This window comes from Pseudomonas sp. P5_A2_2, from assembly GCF_054177685.1.
In genome coordinates this window covers 12,191-38,678 of sequence record NZ_JBGCUL010000010.1, presented here as the reverse complement: position 1 = coordinate 38,678, position 26,488 = coordinate 12,191, and the positions used below count along the sequence as shown (strand labels likewise).

23 protein-coding genes are annotated in these 26,488 nt (G+C 57.0%); 10 read left to right on the top strand and 13 right to left on the bottom strand.

Translation table 11 applies throughout. The features are described 5' to 3' along the window. Positions 1-472 precede the first annotated feature (472 nt). Positions 473-1,444 carry a GGDEF domain-containing protein gene (locus tag ACXRVY_RS02910; protein ID WP_458237008.1) on the top strand — a complete coding sequence of 324 codons (972 nt, stop codon included), beginning with the start codon at positions 473-475 and terminating at the stop codon, positions 1,442-1,444. A 132-nt stretch (positions 1,445-1,576) separates the two neighbouring features. Here ACXRVY_RS02910 and ACXRVY_RS02905 read toward each other — a convergent pair whose 3' ends face one another. Then, positions 1,577-2,536, bottom strand: coding sequence for an HlyD family secretion protein (locus tag ACXRVY_RS02905; RefSeq protein ID WP_218431934.1), 960 nt, complete (start codon positions 2,534-2,536; stop codon positions 1,577-1,579). Between the two features lie 3 nt (positions 2,537-2,539). Continuing rightward, positions 2,540-2,911: a DUF3302 domain-containing protein gene (locus tag ACXRVY_RS02900; RefSeq protein ID WP_223457403.1), complete on the bottom strand. Its 372-nt coding sequence runs from the start codon at positions 2,909-2,911 to the stop codon at positions 2,540-2,542. 151 nt (positions 2,912-3,062) lie between these two features. On the opposite strand from ACXRVY_RS02900, the gene ACXRVY_RS02895 reads away from it, so the two are divergent. Then, the gene (locus tag ACXRVY_RS02895) at positions 3,063-3,725 is read left to right on the top strand and encodes a hypothetical protein (protein ID WP_223457405.1); all 663 of its coding nucleotides are present in this window, start codon (positions 3,063-3,065) and stop codon (positions 3,723-3,725) included. 77 nt (positions 3,726-3,802) lie between these two features. Beyond that, complete coding sequence (locus tag ACXRVY_RS02890; protein ID WP_223457407.1) at positions 3,803-4,885, top strand: sterol desaturase family protein; 1,083 nt, start codon at positions 3,803-3,805, stop codon at positions 4,883-4,885. A gap of 164 nt (positions 4,886-5,049) precedes the next feature. On the opposite strand, the gene mug is transcribed toward ACXRVY_RS02890, so the two are convergent. Continuing rightward, on the bottom strand, positions 5,050-5,559 hold the full coding sequence (gene mug / locus ACXRVY_RS02885; RefSeq protein ID WP_223457409.1) for a G/U mismatch-specific DNA glycosylase: 510 nt from the start codon (positions 5,557-5,559) through the stop codon (positions 5,050-5,052). After that, on the bottom strand, positions 5,552-6,178 hold the full coding sequence (locus ACXRVY_RS02880; RefSeq protein WP_223457410.1) for a TetR/AcrR family transcriptional regulator: 627 nt from the start codon (positions 6,176-6,178) through the stop codon (positions 5,552-5,554). The genes mug and ACXRVY_RS02880 overlap by 8 nt, the downstream gene beginning before the upstream one ends. Before the next feature lie 260 nt (positions 6,179-6,438). Between ACXRVY_RS02880 and ACXRVY_RS02875 the strand changes: the two genes are divergently transcribed. The 5 genes from ACXRVY_RS02875 (at position 6,439) to ACXRVY_RS02855 (ending at position 12,540) form a co-directional block, all read left to right on the top strand. Further along, a complete protein-coding gene (locus ACXRVY_RS02875) occupies positions 6,439-7,575 on the top strand; it encodes an HlyD family secretion protein (RefSeq protein ID WP_223457411.1) in 1,137 nt (378 codons plus the stop codon). Beyond that, positions 7,575-9,071 (top strand): MDR family MFS transporter, encoded by a 1,497-nt coding sequence (locus tag ACXRVY_RS02870; protein WP_223457412.1) that lies wholly within the window; start codon positions 7,575-7,577, stop codon positions 9,069-9,071. Before ACXRVY_RS02875 ends, ACXRVY_RS02870 begins: the two co-directional genes overlap by 1 nt. Positions 9,072-9,090: 19 nt before the next feature. Further along, complete coding sequence (locus tag ACXRVY_RS02865) at positions 9,091-10,569, top strand: efflux transporter outer membrane subunit (protein WP_223457413.1); 1,479 nt, start codon at positions 9,091-9,093, stop codon at positions 10,567-10,569. A 23-nt stretch (positions 10,570-10,592) separates the two neighbouring features. Beyond that, the gene (locus ACXRVY_RS02860) at positions 10,593-11,543 is read left to right on the top strand and encodes an aldo/keto reductase (RefSeq protein WP_223457415.1); all 951 of its coding nucleotides are present in this window, start codon (positions 10,593-10,595) and stop codon (positions 11,541-11,543) included. A 64-nt stretch (positions 11,544-11,607) separates the two neighbouring features. After that, positions 11,608-12,540, top strand: a complete 933-nt coding sequence (locus ACXRVY_RS02855) for a LysR family transcriptional regulator (protein ID WP_223457417.1) — start codon at positions 11,608-11,610, stop codon at positions 12,538-12,540. 56 nt (positions 12,541-12,596) lie between these two features. On the opposite strand, the gene ACXRVY_RS02850 is transcribed toward ACXRVY_RS02855, so the two are convergent. Both ACXRVY_RS02850 and ACXRVY_RS02845 read right to left on the bottom strand, forming a co-directional pair. Continuing rightward, positions 12,597-12,869 carry a DUF2790 domain-containing protein gene (locus tag ACXRVY_RS02850; RefSeq protein WP_223457419.1) on the bottom strand — a complete coding sequence of 91 codons (273 nt, stop codon included), beginning with the start codon at positions 12,867-12,869 and terminating at the stop codon, positions 12,597-12,599. Positions 12,870-13,111: 242 nt separating this feature from the next. After that, positions 13,112-13,870, bottom strand: a complete 759-nt coding sequence (locus ACXRVY_RS02845) for a DUF899 domain-containing protein (protein ID WP_223457421.1) — start codon at positions 13,868-13,870, stop codon at positions 13,112-13,114. A gap of 84 nt (positions 13,871-13,954) precedes the next feature. Here ACXRVY_RS02845 and ACXRVY_RS02840 point away from each other — a divergent pair, with 84 nt between their 5' ends. Continuing rightward, positions 13,955-15,175, top strand: a complete 1,221-nt coding sequence (locus tag ACXRVY_RS02840; RefSeq protein ID WP_223457423.1) for a helix-turn-helix domain-containing protein — start codon at positions 13,955-13,957, stop codon at positions 15,173-15,175. A 35-nt stretch (positions 15,176-15,210) separates the two neighbouring features. After that, positions 15,211-15,843, top strand: a complete 633-nt coding sequence (locus ACXRVY_RS02835) for a Vgb family protein (RefSeq protein WP_223457424.1) — start codon at positions 15,211-15,213, stop codon at positions 15,841-15,843. 813 nt (positions 15,844-16,656) lie between these two features. Here the strand turns inward: ACXRVY_RS02835 and ACXRVY_RS02830 are convergent. From ACXRVY_RS02830 to ACXRVY_RS02800, 7 genes are all read right to left on the bottom strand, one after another. Further along, positions 16,657-17,517 carry a CAP domain-containing protein gene (locus ACXRVY_RS02830; RefSeq protein ID WP_223457425.1) on the bottom strand — a complete coding sequence of 287 codons (861 nt, stop codon included), beginning with the start codon at positions 17,515-17,517 and terminating at the stop codon, positions 16,657-16,659. Between the two features lie 150 nt (positions 17,518-17,667). Beyond that, the gene (locus tag ACXRVY_RS02825; RefSeq protein WP_223457426.1) at positions 17,668-18,297 is read right to left on the bottom strand and encodes a helix-turn-helix transcriptional regulator; all 630 of its coding nucleotides are present in this window, start codon (positions 18,295-18,297) and stop codon (positions 17,668-17,670) included. 19 nt (positions 18,298-18,316) lie between these two features. Further along, complete coding sequence (locus tag ACXRVY_RS02820; protein ID WP_223457427.1) at positions 18,317-18,946, bottom strand: hypothetical protein; 630 nt, start codon at positions 18,944-18,946, stop codon at positions 18,317-18,319. Between the two features lie 200 nt (positions 18,947-19,146). Then, positions 19,147-21,081 (bottom strand): TniQ family protein, encoded by a 1,935-nt coding sequence (locus ACXRVY_RS02815; protein ID WP_223457428.1) that lies wholly within the window; start codon positions 21,079-21,081, stop codon positions 19,147-19,149. Further along, positions 21,074-22,006 (bottom strand): TniB family NTP-binding protein, encoded by a 933-nt coding sequence (locus ACXRVY_RS02810; RefSeq protein WP_223457430.1) that lies wholly within the window; start codon positions 22,004-22,006, stop codon positions 21,074-21,076. Before ACXRVY_RS02810 ends, ACXRVY_RS02815 begins: the two co-directional genes overlap by 8 nt. Positions 22,007-22,010: 4 nt before the next feature. Beyond that, complete coding sequence (locus ACXRVY_RS02805; RefSeq protein WP_223457432.1) at positions 22,011-23,930, bottom strand: hypothetical protein; 1,920 nt, start codon at positions 23,928-23,930, stop codon at positions 22,011-22,013. Positions 23,931-24,233: 303 nt separating this feature from the next. Then, positions 24,234-24,956: a Tn7 transposase TnsA N-terminal domain-containing protein gene (locus tag ACXRVY_RS02800; protein ID WP_223457434.1), complete on the bottom strand. Its 723-nt coding sequence runs from the start codon at positions 24,954-24,956 to the stop codon at positions 24,234-24,236. Between the last annotated feature and the right edge of the window lie 1,532 nt (positions 24,957-26,488).

The window sequence follows — 26,488 nt, the reverse complement described above, 5'->3', positions numbered from 1 at the left end:
AGCTCGCTCCCACAAAAAAGCATGGTGCATTACCTCGGGTGCAAGCTTTGCCGCCCTCGTGCAGTGGTGATGGTAGTCAGTTAAAACGCAGGCCCCCTGTGGGAGCGRGCTTGCYCGCGATGAGGCCATCAGMTYCAACATCKTCGTTGRCTGATACACCGYCATCGTCGGAACGCCGCCCGGAGCAGGCTTGCTCCCACCAAAAGCTGGCTGGCGAATCGTGATACCGCGTACCGTCGGCGCCAGAACATGGCCGGTTTGATGCCGACCAACAGTAGATCGGGCCTGTGGGGCCGGCGTACCGGGTTGAAATGATTGTGTAATTCGGGATGGTCGTTTGTCGGGCGTATGGCTATGCTCAGCGAGTTTGCCAATCGCCAATGATAACAACCACAGTGAAACCAWGAGCCAATCAGACACGCGTGCGACTGTTCTAGCGCTGTATCCAGAAGACTCCCGCGAGGCGGCGGCGTTGCTCAAGCAGGCAGTGCCGCTGATGGTTCGTCACAACATTGCGCCCAACCCGGTGCACTACGCGCTCTGGTACACCTACAGCAAAGGCCAGGAGCCGGAGCTCAATCGGCACCTGGACCGGTTGGTCAACGACTTCGACTATTTCCCGCCGGAGTCGGCCACCAAACTGTTTCGCGAGTACATCATCCGCGATGAGCTGGCGGATGTCCGTTCCGGGCAGCAGGACGCAATCAACCTGGTCGACGACATGGAGCGCGATGTTTCGCGCAGCGTGAAAGGCAACCAGAACTTCCAGGCCAGCCTCGGCCAATACCTGCAAATGCTTGAAGAGCCCGCCAGCGAGCACTTGCCGAGCATCCTGATCCAGCTGCAACAGAGCACCCGGCTGATGCAGGGGCAGCAGGAGCATTTCCTCGCCCAGTTGCAGTCGGCGCAGCATGAAATCAAAAGCCTGCGGGACAAACTGGAGCGCGCCCAACTGGCCGCGACCCTCGATGGCCTGACTGAATTGCTCAACCGCACCACCTTCAATCGCAAGCTCGAGCAGGCGATGAACAACGCGGCGACCGGCGTGGCACTGGTGATGCTGGATATCGACCACTTCAAGCACTTCAACGACCAGTACGGCCATCCCTTGGGTGACCGCGTGCTTCAACATGTCGCCCAAGTGCTGCGAGACTCGCTGCCGGCCGAGGCCATTGCCGCACGTTACGGTGGTGAAGAATTCTGTGTCGTGCTCAAGGATTGCCCGGATCTGGCAGCCGCCGGTGCTTTTGCCGAGCGCCTGCGCCTGAAAATCCAGTCGCTGCGGGTCAAGGCCCGGGGTACTGACACGGTGCTGGACACCATCACCGCGTCGTTCGGCGTGGCTCATGCCAAACCCGGTGACACGCCGGAAACCCTGCTGACCCGTGCCGACGATGCGCTGTACCAGGCCAAGCGCAACGGGCGTAATCAGGTACGTCAGTAGCCTGACGTAGCGGTGGGTGCGATTTGGCCGAGGATGAGTACACCTTGCGCACCTGGCAACGTTCCCAGGCCGGTTCGCTGAACCGGCAACTGACCCCATTCAAGGATTGAGTCAGTTGCCGTCGCTGCCGGATCAGTGGAACGGGAAGATGTAGTTCATCCACGCCGCCATGCGCAGAAGGATCTTGCGCATCATCGCGATGTGATGGAAATGCTGGCTGTACAGCGCCGCCTGGCCATAGGCCCCGCCGGGCATCTGGTCGGCGTACTGGGCATAGTCGGGATCGGTGATTTCAATGACCACCGGGACCCGGCCGGCCGGTGGTGAGCCGGTGAAGCCGAGCAGCGTGCCCGAAGGCTGGACCTGGCCTTCGGCGATGACCGAAACCACGGTTTTGACCTTGCCTTCGAAAACCTTTCCGGGAATGCCATCGAAAGCGACTTCGGCCTCGTCGCCCTCGGTCAGGCGCAACAGGCTGTTCTGCCGCATCCACGCCGCGAAGTAATGCCCTTCGGCGGGAATGAAGACCATCGAGGGGCGCAACGGCAACTTGGTCGCCATCATGCCCGGACGCAACGAAACGTGGGTGACGAAGCCCTTGCTCGGCGCGCGGACGGTGGTGTTGTCGAGTTCGTACTGTACGTTGTCCAGTTGTGCCTTCAGGTCATCACTGCGCGCGACCACAATGTCCAGTTCCCGTTGGGTGCCGAAATTACGCTTGATCAGCTCGGTGATCCGGGCGCGATCGGCCTGGGCGGCAATCAGTTGTGCCTTGAGGGATTTCATCCGGTATTCGAAAGGCGTGGGATCGATGCGAAACAGCACATCGCCTTTTTCCAGGGGCTGGTTGGCCTGCACTGGCACGTCGATTACCTGGCCACTGACCACGGGTATCACCGGAACCGATACGAAATAGGAACGCGCCACCTCGGAGTAGGGGTGGTTGTAGTTCATCGTGAAAATCAGTGCGCCGATGATCACGATCCCGCCCAGTACGGCTGTGGGCACCGTCCATTTGTTCAGGGGAATGCGGAAGATCTTGAAGATGGCAACGCAGAGTGCGGCATACGTCAGAATGAGTAAAAGATCCATGGCTCAGATGCCCTCGCCGAGATTGTCCGTTGGCAGCCTGCCCGGTGCAGTGCCGGTCGCCGCCTCGAGGCGCTCGATCCGCCCTTGCAGTTCGGCGACCTGTTGTTCGAGGTGAACCACATGGCTTTTTGCTGAATGTCCGTCACTGAAACCCCAACCCCGGTCCTCTCGATAGGCCATCGCCCAGATCCACAGGAACGGCCAGAGCGCGTGCAGGGTGAACAGGCTGACCCAGCCGGTGGCATGGATCGCATCCTGGTGGGGGTGGTTGCGGTGGACGGCAATTTCATAGGGGATGTCGTGGAGCAGGATGACCCCGTAGAACAAGATGAGCCCGACAAAGATCAGCAGGCCCAGCGCGAAGTAATCAAGCATGAATCACTCCTCTTGAAACAGGTGACGTGTGCGCATGAGTGTAGCCGTTCAATCTACACTTGACGGGGACGCGGATACCCAGCTTGAGCAACCCGTGCCTGGCCGAAGCGTTGACCGATATCGTGCAGGCAAACCCGGGCGAGGTGAAATCATGCAAACCACTGGTCAATTCGAAAGGGCGCCTGTACTTGACCCCGTCGAGCGCATTACCGAGGTGATCTTCGGCCTGCTGATGGCCATGACGTTCACCGGCACTATCAGCGTGGCCACGGCAGATCAGGCAGCCGAACGCACGATGATGATTGCCGCACTCGGTTGCAATCTCGCCTGGGGACTGGCCGATGCGGTCATGTACCTGTTGCGCGCACTGGTCGAGCGCACGCGCAGGATCAAGCTGTACCTCGCCTTGCGCAATGGCGCGGACGCCGCGGCCGGTCAGGCACTCGTTGCGCAAGTGTTGCCGGTGCAATTGGCGGCGGCGGCCGGCAGCGAAGGCCTGGAGTTGTTGCGCCGTCAACTGCTCGAGCAGCCCCCCTTGCCGACCAGGGCGGGCCTTGGCTGGAACGACTTCAAGGGTGCTCTCGGTGTTTTCCTGTTGGTCGTGTGCTCGACATTTCCGCTGGTGGTGCCGTTCATACTGCTCGATCAGACGGCACTCGCCATCCGCCTGTCCAACCTGGTGGGCCTCGTGGTGCTGTTCATCGCCGGCTGGATGCTCGCCAGATACGCTGGCGCCACGCAATGGCAGGGTGGGGTGATCATGGCCGCCACGGGGGCCGTGCTGATCCTGGCAATCATTGCGCTGGGTGGCTGACAGCTGGTCGTAATTCAACACACTAAAGACTCATTCTCATTTAGTATTGCCCTTCCATTTACGTCGGGCAGCCTGGTATGGATGTTCTTGTCACTATCCATCTTTATTTATCCCAGTGGGTGATCGAGCCGGTCACCCGGCAGTTCCTGGGCATTTTCGACTTCAACGGCAGACTCGGTCTATCCTTTCTCTGCATGTCTTACGGCGTCGCTTATTGCCTGTTCCGCTGGCGCAAATCCCGGGGCCTGACCGACGTGCGCACGTTCGGCCAGTTCATCGGCGGTCGCCGGGTTTACCTGCACCGCTCGGCGCTGCTCGACTACCGTTATTACTTCGTACTCGCCATCCTCAAGGTTGCCCTGGTGCTGCCCATCGTCGGCCTGGTCGATCCGTATGTCTTGCGTTCAGCGGACTACATCGCGTTTTTCACCCACCTGTGGGGCGCGCGCACGCAAGTGGAGGAGCACCTGGCGCTGACCCTGCTTTATGGGCTGGGTGTATTCCTGGTCAAGGATTTCAGCCATTACTGGGGCCATCGCGCCTTTCATTCGCGGTATCTGTGGGCCTTCCACAAAGTCCATCATTCGGCGCCCGTGCTGGTGCCGGCGACGGCCAGTCGGGTGCACTTTCTGGAAGAAGTGGTCGAAAAACTCACCGACATCATCTGCGTCGGCGCCTTTGCCGGTGTCTTCTGGTACGCCTGCGGCGGGGAGATCAGCCGCTATACGCTGTTTGGCGTGACCTACGTGGTGTTCATCTTCAATAGCCTGGCGGCCAACCTGCGTCACAGCCATGTCTGGTTTTCCTTCGGGCCGGTGCTTGAGCGGGTGCTGAGCAGCCCGGCACAACACCAGATTCATCACAGTGATGCGCCGCGACACTTCAACAAGAACTTCGGCATCAATCTGTCACTGTGGGACTGGATGTTCGGTACGCTGTACGTCACCCGGTCCACACCCGAGGCCATTCAATACGGCACCGGGGAACAGGATCACGAGCGTTACCTGACGCTGCGGGGATTGATCGTCACGCCTTTTGTCGACATCGCGCGCAAACTCCTCTCTGGGAAACGCGCGAAAGCACAGCCTGAAAGCGGATCTGATCCGTATTTTTCAGCGCAATCTGCCTCTGTAACGGATACAGCCGCCAGCCCACAATAAGTCTTCGGTACGGTGTTCGGGCGGCGCACGCCGCCCCTGTACCGCCAATTCATAGTGTGGGAGGCCCCATGGCCAAGATGACGATTTTTCTCGGCGGTTTTCTGCTGTTGACCATCCTGATCGGTATGCTCGCGACGATTCCTCCGACATGATTGCACCCGCTATCAGTCGTCGACAGCCCGGCGCAGTTCGCGGTAGGCCGTGACCAGTTGCTCGAGGCTGAACCCACGATTTCTTCCGCTGGGGTTGGGCAAGACCCAGACCGAGGCATTGCCGAAGGTTTTGGTTTGCAGGCCCCAGGCAATGTCGCGCTGACCGGACAGCGCGCCATACGCCGCCTTGCCCAGAAACGCCACGAAGCGCGGCGCATGGCGTGCGATTTTCTGTTCGAAGGCCGCTGCCGCGGCGGTGAACTCGCGCAGGGCCAACTGATCCGCACTGGCCGTCGGCCGTTCCACCACCGCGGTCAATCCGCATCGATAGCTCAAGATCGTCCGATCGTCTTCCGGTCGCACAAGCTCTGGGGTAAACCCGGCGAGATGCAGCGTGCGCCAGAAACGATTGCCGCGCCCGGCAAAATGGTGCCCTTGGGCGGCGGCCGTCATTCCGGGGTTGATGCCGCAGAAGATCACGGCCAATTGCCCGGCGAGGATATCTTCGAGTTTTTCACTCACCGCAGATCACTCTGATCGCCTGGCGTGCCAACGCTGTCAGTTCGGCTCGGGATTTACCGGCCCGGGCACGGATCGAAATGCTGTGCAGCAGAGACGAGGCGAGCACGGCCAGGGCCGCCGGGTCTGCGTCGCCTTTCAACTCGCCAGCCTCTTTCGCCGCTTGCAGGCGAACTTCCAGATCGGCATCCAGCCGGCTCAACCGGTCGGACAACACCTCGCGAATTTCCGGGTCCTCGACGGCTTCAGTGGTTGCCGTGCCGATGGCGAAGCAACCCCGGGGCTGGCCGTCACCCGAGAAGTAAATCGATAACTGCCCCTCGTAGAAACGCTGCAAGGCCTCGGCCAACGGCAGCTCCAGGTCCGTCAGCGCCTCGTGCATGGACGCCGCGGCAAACTCCCAATATTGCTCCAGCGCTTTGATATAGAGCGCGTGCTTGTCGCCGAATGCTGCATAGAGGCTGGGGCGATTCATCCCGGCGGCGGTGGCGATGCTGTCGAGCGACGCGCCGGAATAGCCGGTGTTCCAGAACACCCCGAGTGCCTGCTGCAACGCTGTCTGCGGGTCGTAGGCGCGAGGGCGGCCGCGGACTTTGCCCTCTGTCGATTTATTTTGTGCCATGTCGTACAAAATCCTTGTCGGAGGATGGGTCGAGGGATATTCTTACACCATCGCACAAAATTAAGGAATCAGAAATTCCTTGTTCCAGGGTTTGTTGTAGCCGAGCGCGAACTGAGTGTTGCGGCGACGAAACCGACGCGCCGGGAGCGATCCTTCCGGCCGCGCACGGGCTTGCTTCCTTACGACATTTATTGACCTGCGGGCCGCCGGCGCTTGTTGCCGACGCCGGCCCGATTACCCGGCTAAAGGTGAACTCGATCATGACCAAAGCGTTCGATATCCCGGCTTCGCAGACCTTCGAGCACCCAGGCCCAAACCCGGCTGACTCGCGTATCGACAAACCACTGAAACAGAGGTTGCGCCCCTGGCTGATGGTGGGTGTTCCCATCCTCTTCGCAGCGTTGGGCTATGCCCACTACGTGTCGGGGCAGGCTTTTGTCTCGACCGACAACGCTTACGCCCGGGTGGCGAAGGCGTCGATAAATGCGCGGATCTCCGGGCAAGTGGTAGAGATCGCCGTCGAAGACAATCAGCCGGTCCACAAGGGCCAGGTGCTGTTCCGGATCGATCCGAAACCATTCCAGATCGCCGTCGACCGCGCGCAAGCACAACTGGGCGTGGCGCGCCTGCGTATCGATGGGCTCAAGGCCAGCTATCGCCAGCAACAGGCGGAACTGCAATCGGCGAAAGAGTCGGCTGACTTCGACCAAAAGGATTTTGCCCGCAAGAAAGCCCTGGTCGCCTCCGAGTTCGTGTCGAAATCGATTTACGAACGGGCCGACACCGACGTGAAGGTGGCGCGGCAACGGATTGTGTCCATCGAACAACAGATCGCCAGTACCGTAGTCGCCTTGAACGGCAATCCGGACATCGATGCCGATAGTCACCCGACGGTTCGCGAGGCCAGGGCGCAGCTCGACGAGGCGCAGTTGTACCTCTCGTACACCACGGTGTATGCGCCGCAGGATGGCATCGTGGCCAAGGTCGACGACCTGCAAGTGGGCAACCATGTGAACAACGGCGCGCCGGCTTTTGCCTTGCTGTCCGGTCACGAGATCTGGATCGAGGCCAACTTCCGCGAGACCGACGTGACCCACATGCGCCCGGGCCAGGAAGCCACCATCCGCATCGATACCTACCCGGATCGGGTGTTCAAGGCCCACGTCACCAGCATGAGCCCGGGGGCCGGGTCGGATTTCGCGCTGCTGCCGCCGGAAAATGCGACCGGCAACTGGGTCAAGGTCACGCAGCGGGTACCGGTACGGCTCGAGCTCGACGAAGTGGACCCGACGCTGCCGCTGTTCTCCGGGACCAGCGCCACGGTGCGGATCAATACCCGGTTTCAAAGCCCCTGGTGGCACCCACTCAAGGCGTTACTGACCGCAGGTAACTTCTGATGAATACCCAATCGATGGTAAGCCCCGGTGGGGAGGGCGCGCGCTCGCTCAGGTTCGCCGCCTTGCTGGCGACCTACATGCAGTCGGCGAACCTGCCGCTGCCGAACGCGGCACTCAGGTTGATTCAGGGCAGCCTGTCGATGAGCGACGATCAGGCTGGGTGGATTTTCACCTCGTACCTGGCCGCGAGTGCGATCAGCATGCCGGTCGCGCAGTGGCTGGCCGGGCGCTTTGGCTTGAAGTTCGTGTATCAGGCGGCGCTGGCGGTGTTTGTCCTTGGCTTGTTGCTCGCCACGGCAGCGACGACGCCACTGGAGTTCGTGGGGGCGCGCATCATTCAAGGCATCGCCAGTGGCGTGCTGGCGCCGCTGTCGATGGCGATTGCCATGGAAACCTTGCCGCTTCAGAAGCGTGCAACGTTTGGCGCGAGCTGGACCGCCATTGTGCTGTTCGGCATCGTCAGCGGCCCGAGTATCGGTGGCTGGATCGCCGAGCATTTTGGCTGGCGGCCGATGTTCTACCTCAGCGTGCCACTGTCGGCGTTTATCTTCCTGGTGGCGGCGCTGTTGCTGACCGAGAAGAAGGCCGAGAAACCTCCGGCGTTCGATTTCTTCGGCTTCGGCACCTTCACCCTCGGCCTGATCAGCCTGCAAATGTTGCTCGACCGGGGGGAGCGCCTGGACTGGTTCGCTTCGCCCGAGATCTGGCTCGAAGCCGTGGCGGCTGCGTTGGGGGCCTACCTGTTCGCGGTGCATGTGCTGACTTCGAAGGTGCATTTCCTCAACAAGCGCCTGCTCAAGGACCGCAACTTCGTGTTGTCGACGGTGATCTTTTTCGCCCTCGGTTTCGTGCTGTTGTCGACCATGGCCCTGACCTCGCCGATGCTGGACGAGATTCTCGGCTACCCGCCGGACACCACCGGCGCCTTGACCATTCCCCGTGGGGTGGGCCTGGTTGGCGCTTTTCTGTTGATGGGGCGGCTGCCCGAGCGCTTCGACCGGCGCCTCTTCGTGGCGGCCGGTATCGCCATCGTGGTGTATGCCAACTGGCTGATGCTCGGTTATTCGCCGCTGATGGACGAGTGGCCCGTGGCTGTCGCCGGTGCGATCCAGGGCGCGGGCCTGGGCATGTTGATGCCCGCGGTGAGCAAAGTCGCGTTCAGTACGCTCGACCCCACGCTGCGCCCCGAAGGCACCGGCCTGTTCAACCTGGCCCGGGTCTACGGCAGCACGCTGGGCGTGGCGATCGTGCAACTGTTCTTCTTCAACAACACCCAGGCGCTGCACATGGCGCTGGCCAGCCACCTGACGCCGTACCGCGCCGCTGCGCATTCGCTGACCTCGGCGCCGTTGCAGGTGCTGGGCGGGCTCAACGAAATGATCACCGGCCAGGCCGCGTTCATCGCCGTGATCGACCAGTTCAAGATCCTGATGGTGGTGATGCTGGTGGTGAGCCCGCTGGTGTTGTTCCTTCGCAAGCCCGTTGCGGCCAATTAGTGTTCGTGGAGAGTGCCAAATGAATTCTTATGCGCTGGTCATCAACCGCTATCTGCTGCAAACGAAATTCGCGGCGTTGTCGCTGCTTGCATTCCTGACGGCCTGCACCGTTGGCCCCGACTATCAGGCACCAGCGGCGAGTGCGTCGCAGCACTATGACCCACAGGCCGAGCAGCGTCTGGCCCAGGGTGGCAACCCTCGCATCAACCTCGGCAGGAAGGTCAGTGGTGACTGGTGGACGGCCTTTCGCTCGCAGAAGCTCGACCACGTGGTTCGTCGTGCCATCGACGGCAACCTGGATCTGGTGGCCGCCGATGCCACGATCCGGCAAGCCGCGTCTTCTGTGGCTGCGGCGCAGGGTGCGCTGTATCCGCAGGTCGATTTCGCTGCCGTGGCCGGTCGTCAACGGCTGCACAACACCAGGGAACCCTCCATCGCCAATTTCTATGCGATTGGGCCGCGGGTGGGGTTCGACCTTGATGTGTTCGGCGGCAACAAGCGATTGGTCGAACAGCAGCAGGCGTTTACCGAGCTGCAAAAACACCGTTACGAAGCGGCGTACCTGACGTTGACCGGCAACGTCGCCAGCCAGGCGTTGCTGGTGGCCTCCGCCAACGCACAGATACGGGCCGTGGAAAAGCTGCTGGCCAATGACGCGAGGAACCTTGAGCTGGTGCGCATGGCCCACCTCAATGGCAGCACCACGCAGATCGATGTGTCGCTGGCCGAGACCCGTCTCGCCCAGGACCGCACGCTGTTGCCGCCCCTCGCTCAGCAGCGCGATGCCGCACGCCACGCGCTGTCGATCCTGACGGGGAAGGGACCGGCGGACTGGATCGCTCCTGACTTCGACTTGGGCGAGTTTGCCTTGCCGTCGAACATGCCGGTGAGTCTGCCTTCGGAAATGGCCCACGACCGGCCGGATGTGCTGCAAGCCGAGGCGCAACTGCACATGGCCAGCGCAGCGGTGGGCGTGGCGACGGCGAATCTCTATCCCCACGTCACGCTGTCCGCGTCCCTGGCGCAGGCGGCTTCCGGTAATGGCGGCGCGGCACTCTGGGGTTTCGCGGCGGGGCTGGCCGGACCGCTCTTTGATGGCGGAACGCTCAAGGCCGAACAACAGGCAGCCGTCGATGGTTACAAGGCGACGCTCGCCGGTTACCAGCAGACGGTCATTACCTCGTTCGGGCAGGTCGCCGACACCTTGCAGGCGATCAACCATGACGCCGAGGAACACCAGGCCCAGACCGACGCATTGCGCGCGGCCGAAACCAGTTTGCAGTTGAACCAGCAAGCCTTCGCGCAAGGCGAGAACAGCATTCTCCAGGTCCTGGAAGCGGAGCGTGCCTACGAGCAGGCACTGCTGGGACAGATCCGCGTGCAAACCGCGCAGTACCTCGACTCCGTGCAGCTGTTCATTGCGCTGGGCGGCAACTCCGTCGGTGCCTTCGAGCAACGCGTGGCGTCCGGCGACGGGCAGAAACCTTCGTATCAATAATGGCTGCGGCCTGGAGTAATGACATGACTTATGAAGCCTTTCACGACGGACTGCGCGATACCGGATTCCTGCTCAACCATGGGGCGGTCGAGATGCCGGCGGTTGGGTTCGGTACGTTGTTCCGCGATCTCGCCACCACGACTGAAGCGGTGAAGGAGGCGTTGGCGGCCGGTTTCCGCCATTTCGATTGTGCCGAACGCTATCGCAATGAAGCGCAGGTTGGCGTTGCGCTGAAGGAAGTGCAGGAGGTTGGCAAAGTCCGGCGCGAAGAGCTGTTCATCACCACCAAACTGTGGAACACCAACCATCGCCCGGAGCGCGTCGAACCCGCGTTCGAAGCCAGTTGCCAACGCCTGCAAGTGGACTACATCGACTGCTACCTGATCCACACRCCGTTTGCCTTTCAACCCGGCGACAACCAGGACCCGAGGGACGAGCAGGGCAACGTCATCTACGACAACGGCGTGACGTTGATCGAGACGTGGCGGGCGCTTGAGCGGCTGGTGGATGAGGGGCGGGCCAGGTCCATCGGTGTGTCCGATATCACGCTGCAGGCGCTGAAGGCGCTGGTTGCCGACGCCCGGATAAAACCCGCCGTGGTGCAGGTCGAGTCCCACCCTTATTTGCCGGAGTGGGAGTTGCTGGAATTCTGCAAAGAGCACGGGATTATCCTGCTGGCGTTTGCGCCACTGGGGCATGGCATGGAACCGAATGTGCTGCAGGACCCGGTGCTTACCGGCATTGCCCGGCGTGTGCAGAAAACCCCGGCCCAGGTGGCGCTGGCCTGGTCGGTACAACGTGGGGTGGCGTTCCTGACCACCTCGGCAACGCCGAGCCATATCCGGGAAAACATCGATATCTCGACCTTGCCGCTCAGGGCCATGGTGGAGATTCAGCAAGACATCAAAACCCGTATACGCTTCAACTCGGTGGTTGAAACCGGTGTGCCTGGATTCATTCCGCGCAAAAAGTAATGCCTGACGCCAGGGCGGTCTGTCATAAGGCCGTCCTGTTTGCTGACCCCTTGAGGTGAAAACGATGGATGTGTTCCAGACCATGCGCTGTTTCGCGGCGGTCGCCCAAAGCGGCAGCTTCACGGCAGCGGCCGCGATGCTGGACACCACCACGACCAACGTTTCAAAAGCCGTTTCCAGCCTGGAGGCCCGGCTGCAAACGCGGCTGATCAACCGCACCACCCGGCGCCTGGCATTGACCGAAGCCGGCGTGCGCTATTTGCAGCGCTGCGAGCGGATTCTGCAGGACATACGCGAGGCCGATGAAGAGGCGGGCACGGCTCAGGTCATGCCCGCCGGCCGGCTGAAAATCCATGCCATGTCGGCCATTGGCAATCATTACGTGATCGGCGCCATTGCCCGCTACCGGGAAACCTATCCTTCGGTTCTGTTTGACCTGACCGTGACCAATCGGCTGCCGGATTTGCTGGAGGAAGGCTATGACATGTCGATCGTGCTGGCGCGGGACCTGCCCGATTCCGGGTTTGTCGCCCAGCGGCTGGGTATCACCTACAGCATCCTTTGCGCCTCGCCGGTGTACCTGAGCAAACGAGGGATTCCCGAGTCGCCGGGTGAGCTTGGCGGCCATGATTGCCTGCGAATCGTCAACACGGTCATGCCGGCGCAGAACTGGGTATTTGAAGGCCCGCAGGGGATAGAAACGTTCAGCACACCGGTGTCGCCCTTTCACGTCAACACGGCTGACGCCATGACTTTCGCGATCAAGAACGGGATGGGGATTGGCATTCAACCGATTGCTTCGGCCGTCGAGGGCCTGCGGGCGGGGACTTTGGTGCGGGTATTGCCGGGGTATCGGCTGGAGGAGCTGAACCTGTTTGCGATCTACCCGTCACGCAAGTTCGTGGATGCTAAAATAAAAACCTGGGTGGAATTTCTGAAGCATTCCATTCCGGGTTTGCTTGCCTCTGATGAAAAAATTGTCGGTGCATCTGTGTAGCGATGTGGCTGGCGCTGTACGCATGGAGTGTCGACCCTCCATCGTCCATACAATGTTCAACCGTTCGAGCATCCGGTGCCCATGACTTGATATTCAATGGTGCGGCGTTGACCCTGGGAATCTTCGTAGGTCATACGCGCCGGGACCGGTCCGCATTCATCGGCGACTTCCGATACTTCGATGACGCGCTTGATATCGAGCCTGGTGCCGTATGTGTAGGTTTCAAGCGGCGTTTGGCCGGTGGCGGCAGTGGAGTGGTTGTCGTCTGCAAAGGCCTGGGCACCGGCGGCGCCAAGGGCAACAAAGAGTGCGATGTTCAACAGTTTCATGATCTTCACCTCGTGGTTGAAGCGTTGTCCTGCAAGGGTGTTCAGCCTTGTGAGCGGGTTGCATCTGATTGGGTTTGCTCACTTGGGTAGAGCCGATATTAGGCGTTTGGCGGGGGCGCAAATATCGGCTCGCGGGATAAACACTGTTGCCGGATCGCTCATGAATCGAGGGGAATTCGTAGACGGCGCCGGTGGACAAACCGGCGGACGTCTTCATCGGCGGTCAGTGACACCGCTGGCGCTCACTGGTACTCATCATGCCGACGCCACCAGGGCCCCGTTTCATTGCGCCCCTTGGGCGCGCGGTCGAGCCATTGGTACATGCCCCACAATCCGTCCAGGCCCCGGGCGTAGGTGGAATAGGTGTGATAGATCTCGCCGTCTTCCAGCACAAACGTACTCAGTCCTGGCCTGTCGCGGGTATAGGTCGGCGCATCGGTGCCACAGGTCGCGGCGAACTGTTTCACCGGTTCCGGGATCTGGCTGGCGTCCATCGCATGCCCGCCGCGCTGATAGTTGTACTCGACCAGCCCTTCACGCTGCTGCGCTTCGGTGAAGTAAACGTTGAAGTCGGCGGTGAAGTCGCTGTCGGCGGCCGAAGCCCAGGGGAAAGTCCAGCCCATTCGGCGCTTGTAGGCCTGCAGTTTCGCCAACGGTGCGCGGGATATCGCCATCAGGGTCACGTCGTGGTTCGCCAGGTGGATGACAACGGGGTCGAAGCCATCGGCGATGGCTGAGCAGGACGGGCAGCCGGCTGTGTAGTCGGGCCCGAACATGAAGTGGTAGACCAGCAGTTGCGAGCGCCCTTGAAAGAGCTCGGTCAGGGTGGCGCTGCCGTCGTCGGTATCGAAGCGGTACGTCTTGTCGAGGCGAACCCATGGCAATGCCTGGCGTTGCCTGGCCACTTCATCGCTGCGCCGGGTCAGGGCCTTTTCCGCTTCGAGCAATTGCAGACGTGCTGCCAGCCATTGTTCCCGGGTCGCGGTATTGTGCGTGTTCATCGTTATACGCTCCTGGTGAAAGGTCGTGATTTAGACTAAACCCGGGTATCGAATGAGGGGAGTGACAAGTGTGGCGGGATTTCGATGGACTCGATGATCATGGCAGCTGCCCATGCGCTGGCCGCAGGGAACCCGCTGGGCGCGCTGGACCGTGTGGCCTTGCGCGACGATGCGCCGGCGCTGGCCCTGCGCGGTATCGCCATGGCGCAACTGGGCGATCTGGTGCGGGCCCGGGTGCTGATCAAGCGTGCGCAACGGGCCTTTGCGCCCAGGGAAGTGCTGGCCCGTGCGCGCTGTGTGGTGGCCGAGGCCGAAATCGCCCTGGCTTCGCGGGAACTCGGGTGGCCGGTCAAGGCGCTCGAAACGGCGCGGGTCACCCTCGAACACCACGGTGACCGGGTCAATGCCGCCCATGCGCGGTATCTGCAAATCCGCCGGTTGCTGCTGATCGGTCAGCTCGATGAGGCGCAGCAGCTACTGGCCGAACTCGATCCCGGGCCATTGCCGCCGGCATTGCGTGCGACCCATGAACTGGTACTGGCGGGTATTGCCATTCGATGCCTGCAATCGAACGCGGCACGGGACGCGTTGACGAGGGCCGGGCAAGCGGCCAGTCAAGCGGGGATTGCCGCGCTGATGGCCGAGGTCGAACACGCTGCGCGCCTGCTCGATGCCCCCGCGGCACGCCTGATTGCCCAGGGTGAGGTACGGCCGCTGTTGCTCGGTGAAGTTCAAGCGTTGCTCGGTTCCACGTCGCTGGTGGTGGATGCCTGCCGGTACGCTGTGCGTGGCTGTGGCATGTCGGTGTCGCTTGCGACGCGGCCGATTCTGTTCATGCTTGCCCGCGCATTGGCCGAAGCGTGGCCCGCTGACGTTGCGCGGGAAACCCTGATCGCCCGGGCGTTCCGCTTGAAGCTCTCGGATGAATCCCATCGCGCCCGGCTTCGCGTGGAAATCGGCAGGCTGCGTCAAGCACTCAAGCCCTTGGCCGGCATCACCGCGACGGCTCGCGGTTTTGCCCTGCAATCACCGGTGTGTACGCAGGTGGTGACACTGGCGCCGCCGGCCGAGGAAAAATTTGCCGCGGTATTTGCCTGCCTCGCCGATGGCGAGTCGTGGTCGAGCTCCGCCCTGGCATTGGCGCTGGGCACCAGCCAGCGCACGGTGCAGCGGACACTCGATACACTGGCGGAGGAGGGCAAGGTGCAATGGTTTGGCCGTGGTCGCGCGCGGCGCTGGATGACGCCGCCCGTACCGGGATTCGCGACGACCTTGTTACTCCCGGTGCCGCCGCCCGGTGGCTAGGATGAACGCCACCAACCCCAATGAGGAATGCCGGAATGAAACACGCAACTGCTGAGATCATTCGTGAATATGGCCCGTTTGCCGATGTCGATCATGTGTGCGGCGTCACCTGGGACGGCGAAAAGGTCTGGTTCGCCAGCAACAGCAAAATCAACGCCCTGGACCCGGAAAGCGGCAAGGTGCTGAGCTCGATCGATGTCGCTGCCCATGCCGGCACCGCGTTCGATGGCGAGCATCTGTTCCAGATCGCCGAAGACCGCATCGACAAAATCGACCCCCGCACCGGCCGTATTCTCGCCACGATCCCCGCCCCCGGCGCAGGCACCGATTCGGGACTGACCTGGGCCGAAGGGACGTTGTGGGTGGGCCAGTACCGCGAACGCAAGATCCACCAGATCGACCCCGAGACCGGCAAGATCCTGCGCACCATCGAATCCAACCGTTTCGTCACCGGCGTGACCTGGGTGCAAGGTTCGCTGTGGCATGGCACCTGGGAGGGCGACGAAAGTGAACTGCGGCGCATCGACTCGCAAACCGGTGAAGTACTGGAAAGCCTCAAGATGCCGGAAGGCGTCGGCGTGTCGGGGCTGGAGTCCGACGGCGGCGAGCGGTTGTTCTGCGGTGGTGGCGATAGCGGCAAGGTGAGGGTGGTGCGCCGGCCTTCGTGAGGTGCTGCAGCAAGGTCACCAGATACAACCTTTGTGGGAGCGACGGTGCGGCGATCCGACCTGCTCGCGATTGCAGAGTGTCAGGCAACATCAATGTTGACTGATTTGACGCCATCGCGAGCAAGCTCGCTCCCACAGGGTTAGTGGGTGTACGCAATATCTGCGAGCAACCGAAATCACTGTGGGAGCGAGCTTGCTCGCGATAGCGGTGGATCAGCCGATATCAATGTTGAATGTGCTGGCCTCATCGCGAGCTCGCTCCCACAGGGTTAGTGGGAGTACGCAAAATCTGCAAGCAACCGAAATCACTGTGGGAGCGAGCCTGCTCGCGATAGCGGTGGGTCAGCCGATATCAATGTTGAATGTGTTGGCCTCATCGCGAGCAAGCTCGCTCCCACAAAGGCAACTGCCTTGGCGAAATTCATCCATTAGAGTCATTTGCGCACCGATAGTATTTTTGTTTCCTGCCATGTTTTCTGCTGGTCGAAATCGGTCTAAAAGCCCGGTTGGCAATCGTGTCTGTTTTGCTATCCTCAACCTTGTAGGTGAAGACGCAGACTGATGCGCAAAAGGATAGCAAGGAGACGTGGGGCGCGTTCCGAAGGGTACACGGTTAGAAAGATCCCCGCGCTGGGATCCAGCCCTTATGCCGTGTGAAGCAGAAGAGTTCCAATACAGATTCACGGCTCTTTTGTGGGAGGCCTGATAAACCTTGTAAGCCGGAGACCAGCGCCGGCCACCTACTTACACTCACCCGCGAAGCCCGCCCAGTGCGGGCTTTTTAATGCCCGCAAGGTGGGTCTGGTCAGCGGCTCAGGGCGCGCCAAACAGCATCGTCCAGTAAACACCGTTGTCGCTGCGGGCGTTGGTGGCATAAGCGGCGCCGACCTGGGTGAACATCGGGTTCATCAGGTTGGCGCAGTGCCCGGGGCTGGCGAGCCAGCCGGCCATGGCCTTGCTCGGTGAGCCTTGCCCGGCGGCGATGTTTTCACCGATCTGCCGACCACGGTAGCCGGCAGCCTTGGCGCGGTCGTAGGGCATGTCGCCGTCAGGGTCCTGGTGGGCGAAATAGTTGCCGTAGGCCATGGCCTTGCTATGGCCCTGGGCTGCGGCGCCGAGGGAGGCGCTCCAGGTCAGCGGCCGCGCGACCCCGAAGCGCTGGCGACCACACAGGCGCGGCCTTGCCCGGGCGGCATTGACCTGCGCCAGCAACGCCTGTGCGGCGTTGCGTGGATCGCCGGCCTGCCCGTCGAGCACCGGCCGCGCCAGCACCACTTGCCACTCACTCCCGGCGCGGCTGACGCCGATGTCGGCGTATTGATTGTCGAGCAGTGCGGCGCAATGTTCGTCCTGGAACATATCGAACGCTTCTTCGGCATCCCGTGCACCCACCACGCGGATAGAGCGCACCATGGTTGCCTGATAGCCGGAAGCCTTTAACCGGTCCCGCAACCCACCGCCCACGCCGACGGGCAAGGCCAGGTTCGACTTAAGCGTCAGGGGTGATAAACGTTGTGTCGGTCGTCGGTCGCAGCGTTGCGGATGGGCGCGATAGTCGTTGATGGCGTCGACCAGTTGCCGTTGCCCATCGGCGTGGGCGGGGCTGGCAAAAACCGGGAGCAGGGAAAACAGGCACAGCGAAGGAAAGCGCAAGGCAACGGCGGTTTGGCGCATGGGACGGGCAACTCGGATGAGATGACGATAATAGGAGTGGGGGGGAAGCGCTGGGTATGACTGGTGTCTCGACACAAGGTTCACGGCGGACAAGCGGCGGCCTGTCGTCCAGCCGAGGCGTGCGACGAAGGGTAAGGAGTGGTGCGTCGTTTAAACGGGATCCTGGTTCTCGCTCGGTCGTAGCCTGAAGCGACAGACATGCCCGCCACGCACCATGCATTCGCTGTGTTCGACTTCACCGCCGCCCAGCGTGCCGATCAAGGCCAGGTCCAGTTCGCAGACCACCGGGTGGGCGGCGGCCAGGCGATGGAATACGCAGTTATGCGCAACGATTTCCGGGGTGCCGCCTGAGCGAAAAAACACCTCGGCTTCGTAGCCCGTCTGGTTCATGTGCTGGACGATCCTGGCTTCATCCACGACCTGTTGTTCCAGGTCCGAAGCCAGCTTGCGGCCCATGCTGCGCATCAGCGAAGCCAGGGCTTCGGGACCGATGATGGCGGCGACTTCATCAATCAATATGCTGGCCAGTAGCTGATAGTGGCGAGGGAACTGCTCCCGCGCGTGGTCGGTGAGCCGATACAGCTGCTCCGGACGACGACCCGTCGGCCGGGTGTCGCCGCGCAGCACCAGGCCGTCACGCTCCAGCGCCGCCAGGTGTTGGCGGATCGCCGTGCGCGTGACGGCCAGATGTTCAGCCAACTCGTCAATGCTCATGCCGCCCGCATGGTGCAGCAGCGCATTGAGCAGGTCTTGCTGTGTTCGGCCCAGTCCTTCCAGCATGGGATACCCTCGCGCGATATCAGAATTTGTCAGGGAACTGCTTGACCAGCGCGGCGGTCAGCGCGTCGGCCAGGGCCTGGATGTGCGTGCGCATCATCGCCCAGGTGCGGGCTTCGCCGGCGTAATCGTGCGCGGCAAACGCATCGATCTGGGCGACGTGGTGACCGCCATGGGCCGACAGCATGTTGACCAGTGTGGCTTCAGGCAGATTGGGGTTGGCGGTGGCCAGGAAAGCCGCAATCGCCTTGGCATTGCTGGTCAACTCGGTGACGGCAGCCTGCTTGCCCTTGGCGTCTTTGGCGACGGTGGCATCGCTGTAGTGTTTCACCGCGCCCCAGTGACCGGCCAGCAGCTTGAGCAGTTGATCCGCCGCCGGTTGGCCGTAGAGCGGGGCGATGCTGTTGGCGATTTTGGTCGCGTTGTCGACGACCTGGTCCGCCGCGACTTTGGCTTGCTTTTTATCGGCGGATTGATTGGCCAGCGCGTAGTTTCTGATCCAGAAAATGTGTTCGACCCAAAGGTCACGCTCGGCCAGGCGCGTGGTCAGCGCGGGGCTGTCGACAGCGGCAGGCGAGGCGGCGGGCGTTTGGCTCCAGACCGGTTGCGCACAGAAAGCCAGCAGGAGCAAAGCCAGGGTTTTGATATTCATCGTTGAAAACCTTTAGATGTTGAACCCGATTAACTGGGTAGAGCCACTCTAGTAAACAAAAAGTCATAGACTTGAAAATTATAATCATCAGAAGGCGAATTTTTCGGATATAAACTCAGCAGATAACGAAATCTGCAGCCTATCGGTTTCGACATAAGAGGGGAACGACTTTTTGGGGGAGAGGTATGACGATGTGCCGGTCAGGGAAGGTTGTCCGAGAGTGAAAGTATGTCCGAAAGACAATATAGTTTTACTGACGGGCAATACGCGGGGTGGTCGGTGGTAATAGGCTTGATTAACTTTTTTTCAATCAGGCGCTTAAGGCCTCCAGAGGTCAGATTAGCCAATAACCACGCTTTGTACTGGGGGATATACATTTTTAACTGGCGCTCTATTTCCTTGGCAATACTGGTACTATAAAATTTCTGATTGCCGATAAATAACGGTTTTGTATCGTGTTTAACCTCGAAGCGCCGTCTTAAAACATGGGCGTTAGTGTCAAGTTTGGTGGCGAGCTCATAGTGAGTAAAATGGTCTTTGCGCCATTCCATGAGTAACTTAAGGGCCGCGTCCGGATCAGTGAAAGAATTGGTTTTAGGGATGTATAGTGACGTAAGTTTTGGGATTGTGTTTGACTGAATAAGCAGAATTAATGATTTTCTTTTAATGTTTATTAGTGATGCGAACTCCAAAGTCGTGTGTTTTTTTCTTGCGCGTAAGATCTTCAAGTCATCGTGGCGAGATTCTATGGATTTTTTTATGTCCGACGTAATTTGTTCTCGACTATAAAGATAGGGGAAGTTGTCGTGCGGCGGCATAATGTTATTTTTAAAGAGGATTGACTTGATGGCTTTGCCAGTTATTCCAAATTCTCTGGATAAAGCCGGGGTGGTGGTGAATTTTTGAGCAAATAATTTAAGGCAATCTTTGTGTATGAATTTTGCGCGAGATTTTCCTCGAGTGATTTTTCCTAGGATAATCTCTCCTGGAATGAATCCATTTGAAACAAGTTCCTCGACTTGGTGTGGCAGAACCCCCCAGTTAGATTGGATTTTATGTAACGATTCATAATCTTTGCGTGTATATCCGGTAGGGGTTTCTCCTCTAGTTCGTTCTTGTTTAAATTTGTTTATAACCTCACACATTTGATCCTTGTGGTAAAAAATTCTGTTGGCGATACATATTTTTTGAAATGAATGATTTTTTATAATGGATCGTGTGGTTTCAAGTGCGCCGACAGCGCCGAATGAGGATTTTAATTCGGCAAAGCTGAATGCGAGAGGTTTGCAGCAGTTATGCACAGTGCAAGTGTGCGATTGGGATGAATTATTTTTCAAATAATCCAATGTTGTGCTACTGATCCATTGATCATGGCTCCGAATCCATGAACTTAGCAATGTTTGTGTCGGGAAGTTCGGATAGCTGTTGGTTAGATTCGTAAGGTAAGAGATAAAGAATTTTTTATCCTCTTTTCCTATATTCACCGCCGTGCTGATTGCGCAATTAGTGTCGGGGTCGGAAAGAAGTTTGTATTGCATGCAATCAAGAGCAGCGAACGTTCGGGTGATTGCATCTTGGTTAAGGTTTAGAAATAATTCTAATAATTCTATAGTGGCAGTGTCTTGGGTGGGCGTGGCTAACGCGTTCCGTAGGTCAAATTGACATTTGCAAAACGGTCCATTGGTGTATGACCATTGATATATCCTATCACATGAGGGGCAGTTGCTTAGGTAAAAGAGATGATGGTAGGGGCATACAGCCACATAGTCGATATCTTGGATAAATCGCCAGTATCCTTCCGCTAAGCAGGCCGGACAAAATCGGGAGTGATGCCGACATTTTCTGAAAGGGATCTCAATTTTTGCAATTATGGTGTTACTCAAGCCCGTCGCTAAAGGGGATGAGCGCTTATAAAATACGCTTTGAGAGGCGAATGGATTTTCTTCATTTTTTAAGAAGAAATCGCTTATGACTTCTCCTTCGAATAAGTTTTTAAAACTTATAAAGGCATCCACACCAAGTGCTCGCGAAAAGCTCATTACATTGGTATATCCATTAAGGAAAGCCGTCCGTGAAACCAGGCTAGACGGGCTTTCATGCGGGTAGGGCCTAGGCCAAAAAGGTAATTCATGCATCTTTCAGTTGCTCCATAAGTGTTTGAATTGTTCCAGCAGATACTTCAAAGGGATTTGTATAAGGTTCGACACCGTCGTTTAGTAGCCGCGCCGCCGTTGCACAATCCGAAATTGTGACTTCGTCGCCTTTCCGGGTTAATACGATGTGCATAATCTCATAAAGTAGTGTCCGTAAAGACCGCATATTCCCAAGTGTGTGCAAGTAGAACGCACATGAGATTTTGCTGTCGGTAATGTGTAACGGTTTGGAGAAATTTCCGATTCTGCTCATTTCAGTATTCAATTTGAGTAATACCGCCATGAAAATTGAATCGTACTTCAAGTTGCTCAGTCTGGCGCGATATGGATAGCGACCAGCCAGTTCTTCGTGCTTGTCTATCAGTGACTCTGCGCTGGTTTTTCCTGAAAGAATAATCGGGATGGCAGTGCTGTTAGCCACGTGTTTTATCCACTTGCATACATTCTGCCACGTCTTTACAGCACTTGGGTTCAGGAGGTCGTGCACCTCGTCGATAATAATGAGTTTGGTTCCACATGTTTTCAGCAAACGGAAAAGCCGATTTTGTAATGTAGCGAGTTTGGCTACAGGAGGGTCGTCTCCAAGCGCCTTGAGCATTTCGGTGCACAAATCTATGATTGAGTACGTGGCTGGCACAGGACAATCAAAGGCGAGAACTTGTTTGAACTGCCCACTTTCAAGAAAGACTGTGCGCTGTCCACCGACCATATTGATTATCTGCGTACAGGCGGTACTTTTCCCCGTTCCTGGGTCACCCAATAAGAGTGCGCAACAGGGTTCCTTTCTCAACCGCGTGGCTTCCATGCCGTGAAGCAATTTTTCGATGGCCGCAGCATATTGAGGGTGCATAATGATAGTATTTGAAAACTCGATGATCTTCGATTCCATGGCAATTGATAGTGTCATGAGATTAACTCCCGATAACGTAGGTAGGCAGATTCTGTAAGGGAAGGCTGGCAAAATCGGTCGGCAACTTGGCAGGCGCGGGTGCGTCGTTTTTGCCTGTGGGTCGCGAAGTACGCGACGAAAGCCCGAGTTTTTCCGCGGCCACCAACAGTCGTTTATTTTTCCGCAGATTATGGCGAGACTGAGCTGTTGAGTTGTGTTTTATTTCCCAAAGTTCATTGTAGATTTTTAACAGTGCTTGACGTGCGCGGCTATCATCGAACTTGATTTTGTTTTTTTTGAGGTCATCCAAAACAAGCTGATGCGCGTACATGGTCAAGTTGTTTTGGTAGGGGGCTGTCGCAAAGGCTTCAACTAATTCAGTGGGTTTATCCGGGTGACAAACCCATACGCGTGAGAGGTCGGTTATATCTATGTAGACAATAGCTTTTCGGCTCTTGCCTAGAGCGGCTGCAATCGCGGGCAGGCTAGGGCCGGTCCATGAGAGAGATTTGTGTGTAACCCTTCCACCGTTTATTCTTTTGTATACAACCTGCCGGCATACGCTCTTCAGTGCATCTTGGGTGTAACGTTCCGGTGGCAGTTGGTCCAATGATTCTGTCAACCACGCTTGATGCGGTGATGTGTGTATGGATTGGTGGTATTCTTGGTGATAAACTTCATTTATGAAACAATCAAAAAGTTCATTCAATTTGCTCATCTGTATGCAGGCGCCATCTTCGGCTTTGTAATATTTGCCAATAACGGGGTTTGATCCCGTGGAGCCTTCCATTGCGTGGATGAGTTGACTGTTAAGCGTACCAAAAAATCGTTCAACAATTGCTTTGGCGTTCGGCGTGCGGGGTGGTGCATAATGAATTTTTATGCAAAGCAGATCACCAGAATTTTTGACCGTTTCATTTGCGGCTTCTGCACCATTATCGACGGTAATTTCGATCGGGCGACCACCGAAGTGTTCGGGGTCTTCACACGAAAGTGCCATCCGGAGCGACTTCAGGAATTTTTCGGCACACGGAGGTGTCAGAGAAAGTTCATATCCGATGACATAGCGCGTGGAGGTTTCAATCAGCAAGTGTAACCATGGTCGTCCAAGCACTCGTCTCTTTTCATCAACCACGATAATATCCATTTCGTGTGAGTCTCCTTCGACGAGTCTTAGTAATAGTCGCGAAATTTTTTGTTTCGTGCTGTAGTTGTTGACCCTTTGGGCCTCCTGTTTTCCGAGTTGTTCAACATCTTTATAATATTGATTGATGCGGTTGATCTCGCGAGATACGGTGGAGAGCGAGGGGGTACTGATTTTAATTAAAGAGTAGCTGCTCCGGTCCTCATTTTCGTTATCGATGTGCGCCGTAATTAGCTTGTGAAGGGTTTTGATCGTAGGATGTTTGGGTTGTAAATAAAATTTATAAATAAATGTTGAGATAATGTCGCGTGTTTCATTGTTGAGTTGCTTGCCGCGAGGGAGAGTGCTTTTTCGTTTGATCAGCGAAAATGGATTGAAATTTGACTCGCGGTAAGTTCTGACCCATGAGTAAACGCTGGTGTAGCAGGGAGGCTTGTCGTCCCCATAGCATTTCGATAACCGCTCTACCTCTGCCTCAACGGCATCATGAGGCAGAGAACCTTGAAAGCGCTCCGTAAGTTCTCGACTATAGTATATTTTACGTAAATACTCTTTCTTCTGGGCCTGGGGCATGGTGTGTAAAACAGCCTCGTACGATGAATCAATTGTTGCCATTGCATGCAGGCGCACTTCTCCTTTCAGTAGAAGGCTATTCAGCAAATCCGGCGTGAAGAATAATATTGTTTTGTATTGGACCGAGCGCATTGTAATCCGAGTGTCTTCTGTTGAGACCACTTCGTAAATTTTCCCGTAAATGTTGTATTGGCTGCCGGTCTTGATTGTCTTGATGCTGCCCATAGATTGCAATCCTCAGTTGGGGCAAAATACTATAAGCGTGGCTTCAAATTATTTTAAACAGTATAAAATTTCACTAAATTTGTCGGAGTGGTTGGCTCTGCCGTATGTTAGGGGTTGTATGCTCAGTGATTGCTTCCCTGATGAAGTTATGCAAGCTATGTATGAAAGTACTAAGGGAGTGCCCGCCGGCACTGTCAGGCGGGTGGTCAACTCTAGTTAATGGCGTATTGGCTTGGAATTTTGCATTTATCGCCTACCACAGGTAAATCGGCTATACATAAATTTTGGTGGAACGGCATTTCTTTAGATGTCGTGAGAGGAAATCGATTGATCAAAACAAACTAAGCTTGGCCAGTTAGGGTTGTGTTCTTCATGTTTGACCTCACCGGAAAGCGGGGTGTGCAAGTTGAGCATGCTAGTGAGATCACAATTCAGTTTTTGTTGAAAAATGGCAGCACACACAGCTCTCATTGAGGGCGCTGGATTGTGCGCGAGCAGTAGAGAGATTGTCAGTGGCCCGTTCCATGTACCAAGGCATTGCATGAGTTGCCGCAACTCAAACGCGGTGACCTGATGAGAGCGCGAATACAGTAGCCCGAGATTGTCTAGAGTTTCGTCAGTAGGAAAGTCGGAAAGGACGAAGACTTCAAATCCGTAACCTAGCGCGCTGGCTGTGGCCGCAAAATTATCTAAAGTGCGCTGGTAGGAACTGGTCTGATCCGAATACCCTCCTTTTATCTCGATAAAATAACTACGGTCGTCGCATTGGATAAAAAAATCAGGTGTATATGTATGTGATTTGTTGCCGTCATTATAAGTATGGCTGACTGGCTGGATGTAATACTGAATGACTGCAGGCAGGTATTCCAAGATCAAGCACATGTCGGCTTCATTATGACTTTCGCAGATAAGCTGGGCGTGATTTTTTCGCGATGGAAAATAGACTAGCGACTTTCCATAGCGGTTTTTACGCACGTCACGCGCCGGTGAAGAATGTGACGGAACCCAGTTTTTATCCAGCATCATGGTAGCCCTTTAGCTTGGCCATCATACGCCAATCCCAATGACGGTCAGCGTATGGAGAGTATGAACTTGATAAGGATTAGGTCAAACTGCTCGACTCGCTTGAGTGGTTTTTTGTTAACGTATCTAACTCCCGTGTTGATCGAGAGCATTGCAATAAAAGAACACCATTACTTCGACAGGCGAGACATAGCCAGCTGCAATGACCGTACGGTTTGATTTTTCATAGTAGTTCTAGTTTCAGGGCGCGCAGTCCTACCCGTTGGACCCGGAATTTTAACGAGGGATGGAGATAAGCCTTGGAGCGTGTAACGCGAAGCTGAAAGAGGGTGGGCTGGAATTGTATTGCGATTGCGAGTAACACAGGGACGCAACCATATACAGCTTTTCTGAACAAGAGCTACTTCATAATCGGTACCGCGGTATCTATAGCGCTGAGTAATGGGGCACAACATGGACACGTCGCCTGGCACTTTCTTAAACGTGGAGTTCAAGGCTTCGAAAGTGGCCTGCGTCAGTGTTCCGCCTTGTTTGAATTGCCACGTGAGGATATGGCAAAAAACGCTTGTTGACACAGTTGTAAGGTAGTGCGGAATACTCAATCCGTATTTGGCCCATCTAGAAGTGTCGTTTAAAAGATCAGTCTCGATTTTAATGGTTGCAAAGGCAAGATTTGATCGGGTGCCGTGTGTGCGAGTGGTCAAAGCAGGTTCTGACTGACCGAAAAGCTTTTGGTACAAGTGCGAGAGGCGAGGCAAGAGCGAGGAGATAAAAGATGTTTTGCCTTTCACTGCACATTCAGCGTGCTGATGCTGCCGGAACCGTTTATCGCAAGGACGGAGGTTTTTCGACCGTGCCGTAGGCGCAGGGGATAACGGACGCTTAGGGGTAAATGGGTGCAATGTTTTCTGCACAAACCGCTTTTGAGACTGAATTAATCGCGTCGTCTTCATCATCGTTCTCCGAACTAGCTGTAGATTACGATCCGCGCTCATTGATTGTCTGATAGGGGGCTGARCAGAGGACCAGCCTTCGCCTGCGTCAGTGTTGGACCGTTCAGCCTACTCACCACATCGATATCTAACTTACGCTCCCGCTCATAACTCAGGTCGCGCGGAGGTGGCAGCTTGGAACTATCGCGGAGACTAAGGGTGAAGGGCTTGGGGTTATGCTCGCGCGTTTGTCCTCCGGCGTCGAGGTCACTGATGAAGAAAATCTATGAGTCGGATAATTTAAAAAATCATCTAAATCAGGTGGTTAAATGGATAGGTTGCTAGCTTATGTTATCGCATAAGATTATAGATTTGTTCTATTGTGAGTTTTGACTTTTCTAAGCAGCAGATCGCTGCGCTCTCGATTGCCTAAACGAATGATTGTCACAGCCTAGTTGCCAATCACTGATAAAATAAAAATCCCAGGCCCTACAATTGGTTGGGCACTATTCTCGGCCAGGCTTACACAGTCTGGGCCTTCAGCCAGAGCTTATGAATAGCGAAAGGCGAATTAGTAAAACGTCTGAGTCGGGTAACGGTTTT